General features: G+C 65.2%; 5 protein-coding genes and 1 pseudogene. All 6 read left to right on the forward strand.

Features of this window, described 5'->3' with window-relative positions; all coding sequences use genetic code 11:
* A partial coding sequence (locus VML93_RS07115; RefSeq protein WP_414686298.1) for a PP2C family protein-serine/threonine phosphatase occupies positions 1-353 on the forward strand: 353 nt, incomplete at its 5' end.
* Positions 354-462: 109 nt separating this feature from the next.
* Entirely contained in the window at positions 463-939 is a 477-nt protein-coding gene (locus VML93_RS07120; protein ID WP_325609086.1) for a YbjN domain-containing protein, read from the forward strand.
* A gap of 105 nt (positions 940-1,044) precedes the next feature.
* Positions 1,045-2,214: a BTAD domain-containing putative transcriptional regulator gene (locus tag VML93_RS07125; RefSeq protein ID WP_325609088.1), complete on the forward strand. Its 1,170-nt coding sequence runs from the start codon at positions 1,045-1,047 to the stop codon at positions 2,212-2,214.
* A 5-nt stretch (positions 2,215-2,219) separates the two neighbouring features.
* A complete protein-coding gene (locus tag VML93_RS07130; RefSeq protein ID WP_325609090.1) occupies positions 2,220-2,990 on the forward strand; it encodes a PP2C family protein-serine/threonine phosphatase in 771 nt (256 codons plus the stop codon).
* 370 nt (positions 2,991-3,360) lie between these two features.
* Complete coding sequence (locus VML93_RS07135) at positions 3,361-3,585, forward strand: MbtH family protein (protein WP_325609092.1); 225 nt, start codon at positions 3,361-3,363, stop codon at positions 3,583-3,585.
* Positions 3,586-3,612: 27 nt separating this feature from the next.
* A pseudogene (locus VML93_RS07140) lies at positions 3,613-4,653 on the forward strand (condensation domain-containing protein); the annotation flags it as partial.

The raw sequence follows: 4,653 nt of genomic DNA on the forward strand, positions 1-4,653 counted from the left end.
TGGAGGCCCTGATCGACGCGGGTGAAGTCGCCGCCGAAGACGCCGACGGGCATTCCGCGCGCAACGTGCTGACCCGGCATGTGGCGATGCGCAGGCCGGCACTGCCCGACGTCGGTGTGGTCGACTTGCGACGCGATGACCGGATCTTGTTGTGCAGCGACGGTCTGTACGGGGTGGTCGACGATGCGTCGCTGGCGCAGCTCCTCCGCGCCCATCGCGAGCCCGGCAAGGCGTGCGCGGCCCTGATCGACGCGGCCAACAGCGCCGGCGGCCCCGACAACATCACCGCAGTCGTCATCGATATCGCCAATACGGGCGGCGCCTCGACCGTGGAGGATCTGCACGCGGTTTGACCGGTTTTCCTCCGTAGCAACTACGCCCAGTGCGGGTGGTCCCAAGAAATTCCGGAGAGTGTCGGCGAAGCATGGTGCGCATCAGGCTCGCTATCAACTGGAGGAATTCATGGACATCGAACCGCTCACGACGGAATTGGTCGAACGCTACCTGGACACCCATGACCTGAAGTTTTTTCGCGGCCGCGACGGCAACGAGTTCCTGTTGCTGATGAGCGACGAGAAGTCCCGGCTGCACGTCCACATCAGGATCAGCGGTCCTGATCGCAACTTGCTGACCATCCAGGTGAGCCCGGTGCAGAACTACGCCGCCGGCGAACGCGCCCGGCTGATGGAGCTGGTCAACGACTGGAATCGGGACGCCTACTGGCCCAAGGCGTTTGTGCGCGAGACGTCTGGCCCGTCGCAAGTCGGCGTTGTCGGCGAAAGCTGCTACCCGCTGAAGTACGGCGTCCACTTCGAAGCGCTCGGGCGATTCATCGACTACACCGTGAATGCCGCGTTCGAGTTGTTCGAAAGGATCGGTGACGCGATCCAACTGCCCTCGGCAGGAACGCTGCAGGCCTGGTGGGGCCAGGCCGGCTGACGATCGGTTTCTCGACAAGACACGTGGCCGGCCCGATATCGATTTATCCTGGCATCGCGTGCTTTCGGGCAGCGTTGTCGGCTTTCGAGTATTAGGGAACTCGCAATGAACCAGACCGCGGCGGCCGTGGCCGAGACTCGTCTGGGCTTCAACGTGCTTGGAGCGCTGCAGATGACCGTCGGCGGGAAGCCGGTCACGTTGGGCACGCCCAAACAGAAGGCAATCCTGGCCAGCCTGATCATCAACCGGAACCATCCGGTCGCCAGCGACCGGCTGATCAGTGACGCATGGGAGGACCGGCCGCCGGACAAGCCCGACGGGAGCCTGCACACCTACATTGCCGAGTTGCGCAAGCTGCTCAAAGAGGCTGGGCTCGACGACAAGACGGTGCTGGCCAGAAAGCCGCCCGGCTACCAGCTGGCGCTGGCCGAGGACCAGTGCGATATCGGACGGTTTCAGGCCAAGAGCGCCGCCGGTGTGCGGGCGCTCAACGAGGGGCGCTTCCAGCAGGGGCGCTTGTTCCTGGTTGCGGCACTCAGCGAGTGGAAAGGGGCCGTCCTGGCCGATCTGCGCGACCTGCAGTTCGCCCAAGTGTTCGGCACCGCCCTCGGGCGCGACTATCTGACCACGCTGGAGAAGTGGGCGGAAGCCGAAATCGCGTGCGGGCGTGCCTCAGTCGTGCTTTCCAGACTCGAAGAGCTGGTCACCGAGCACCAGTATGAGGAGCCGCTGTGGGCCCAGCTGATCACCGCGCTCTATGTGACTGAACGGCAAACCGACGCGCTGGCCGCATGCCGGCGGCTGCGGAAGATCCTGCGCGACGACCAGGGCGCCGACCCGATACCGCGAATCCAACAGCTGGAGGAGCGCATCTTGCGTCAGGAGCCGCTGGACGCCCAGGAAGCTGCCAAGCTATCCGCGCTGCAAACCCTCACGGTGATCACCCAGTCATCGGGCGGATCCGCGTGGCCGGTCACGGCCTACTTACGCGACGCCCGGACCGGGCAAAGCCATGCCCTCAGTTCGGGTTTGACGAATATCGGTCGGCTCGACGACAACGACATCATGCTCGCCGACGTCGAAATCAGCCGCCGCCACGCCGCGATCGTCGACACCCGCGCGAGTTACCTCATTGTGGATCTGCGCTCGCGCAACGGAGTTCAGGTCGACGGCGAGCGAATCAAGACCAGCGCCCTGCTTGCCGACGGGTCGGCGATCCGCATCGGCGGATACGAGTTCGTGTTCGACATTCGCGCCGACGGACCGAGCCAGTGAGGCTCATGTCCTCCGTTGAATACGCCGGTCGCAGTGACGTCGGCCGCCAGCGGCCCGACAATCAGGACCGCTGGGCCGCCGACGACGCGTTGGGTCTCTATGTGGTGGCCGACGGGATCGCCTGCAGCAACAACGGTGCGCTTGCCGCGCAGCTGGTCTGTCAGCTGTTGCCGACTTATCTGCAGCGCCAAATGGATTCGCCGGACAACGACGAGAGCGATGCGGCCGAACAGCTGCGGGCTGCGGTCGCGGAATTCTCCGACGAACTACATATGGTGGGCCGCACCGATCTTCGCGTCCTGGACACCGGCACCACCGTGGTGGCCGCCGTCGTCGCCCCGTCGCGGGCGGTGATCGCTCATCTCGGCGACAGCCGGGCCTACCTGTACCGCGACGACTCGCTGCAGCGACTCACCTTCGATCACAACGTGGTCGAGGAGCTCATCCAGGCAGGCGAGGTGAGCCCGGCGGAGGCTGCTCAGCATCCGGGCCGGCACGTGCTTACCCGCCATGTGGCGATGTTCCCACCGGCGCTGCCGGACACGCGGACCGTCGAGCTGCGCCCAGCCGATCGAATCCTGTTGTGCAGTGACGGGTTACACGGCGTGGTCGGAGACGATGCCATCTCTGAAATCCTTGCTGCGCACGGTGTTCCCGATGACGCGTGTGCGGCGTTGATCGACGCCGCCAACGGCGCCGGGGGACCCGACAATGTCACAGTGCTCGTCGTCGACATCCCACCCGACGTAGCTTCGGACGACCCGGCGCCGCATTGATCAGGGAATGCCGGCTTCACCCCGCCTGCCAGTCGCTTGTTCCCTCGCGCGAGCGCAAGAATTCCGCAAGAAGTTCGCGAACAAGTCGCAAGCGGTGTGCCGCAGCCTATGTGACGTCGGCCGCAGGGCCGACGTGCGGGAAAGCTCGCAGCAAAGCGTCCGACCGCAACGGGGCGGTGGCTATTGTCGACGCGAGCGGACCACCGTGTCTCAGTGATTCTGATGTTGGGACCGGTAGCCGCGCGAGTGCCTCCGAATTGAAGGTAGTCGGTGTTATGTTGGCGTCGCCGGTCCGTTTCTACAACGTGAACGATTCCGCGCTCGCTGGTGTGGCCCTTGACCTACTTTTAGTAGACGGATAGGAGAACGAGTGAGTACCAACCCGTTTGACGACGACAATGGCACCTTCTTCGTCTTGGTCAACGACGAGGAGCAACACAGCTTGTGGCCGGTATTCGCTGACATTCCGGCCGGCTGGCGCGTGGTCCACGGCGAAGCGGATCGTGCCTCGTGCCTGGACTACATCGAACAGAACTGGACCGATATCCGCCCGAAGAGTCTGCGCGACAGGCTCGCGCAAGACGCGGGCTCCTGATTCGTCAGCCGTCCGGGTGTTGGCGGCCGAATGAACCGTGATGGACAGCGGGGGTACGCGGAACGTGCAGATGAGCAGGTCAAGATCCGCGGGCATCGCATCGAGCTGGGTGAAGTTGAGGCAGCGCTAGCGGGGCTGCCCGGGGTGGATCATGCGGTGGCGATCGTCCGCGAAGACCGCCCCGGTTACAAGCGCCTGGTGGGTTATGTCACCGAGTCGGTTGCCGGGGTGGTGGACCCGGCCGGGGCGCGCGCCCGGTTGACAGAGCGGCTGCCGTCGTACCTGGTGCCCGCCGAGGTGGTGGTCCTGGAGACGTTGCCGTTAACGGTCAACGGCGACATCGACACCCGTGCCCTGCCGGCACCGGAAACATTCGTCGACCCCAGGATCAGGCAGGCCCTGCACGACGTCTTCACTCGGCTGCTCGGGGTGGAGCGTGTCGGCGTCGACGAGTCGTTCTTCGACCTGGGCGGGGATTCCCTGTCGGCCATGCGGGCGGTCACCGCGATCAACGCCGCCCTGGATGTCGATCTCAAGGTGAGCGCGGTGTTCAACGCGCCGACGATTGCCCAGCTGGCGGCGCGCATCAACGGCGATTCGGGTGGGCTGCAGCCGTTGGTGGCCCGTGAGCGGCCCGCGGTGGTGCCGTTGTCGTCTGCGCAGAGCCGGTTGTGGTTTATCGCCCAGTTGCAGGGGCCCTCACCGGTCTACAACAGGTCCGTGGCGTTGCGCCTGCGCGGGCAGCTGGACGTCGAGGCGCTCAAGACGGCGCTGGTCGATCTGCTGGTCCGTCATGAAAGCCTGCGCACGGTCTTCTCAGCGGTCGACGGGATACCCCAGCAGCTGATCGTTTCGCCGCAGCAGGCCGACTTCGGTTGGGGAGTAGTCGATTCCACCGGGTGGCCTCCGGACCGGCTGGCCGAGGCGATCGAGGAGGCGGCGCGCTACAGCTTTGACCTGGGCACCGACATCCCGTTTCGCACGAGGCTTTTCCGCGTCACCGACCAGGAGCACGTGCTGCTGATCACGGTGCACCATATCGCCGGGGACGGCTGGTCGATCGGTGTG

This window comes from Mycobacterium sp. (genome assembly GCF_035499775.1).
Taxonomy (GTDB): domain Bacteria; phylum Actinomycetota; class Actinomycetes; order Mycobacteriales; family Mycobacteriaceae; genus Mycobacterium.

Coding starts and splice junctions, on each gene's coding strand:
- VML93_RS07125 (WP_325609088.1), top strand. CDS start 1,045: ATGAACCAGACCGCGGCGGCCGTGGCCGAGACTCGTCTGGGCTTCAAC.
- VML93_RS07120 (WP_325609086.1), top strand. CDS start 463: ATGGACATCGAACCGCTCACGACGGAATTGGTCGAACGCTACCTGGAC.
- VML93_RS07130 (WP_325609090.1), top strand. CDS start 2,220: ATGTCCTCCGTTGAATACGCCGGTCGCAGTGACGTCGGCCGCCAGCGG.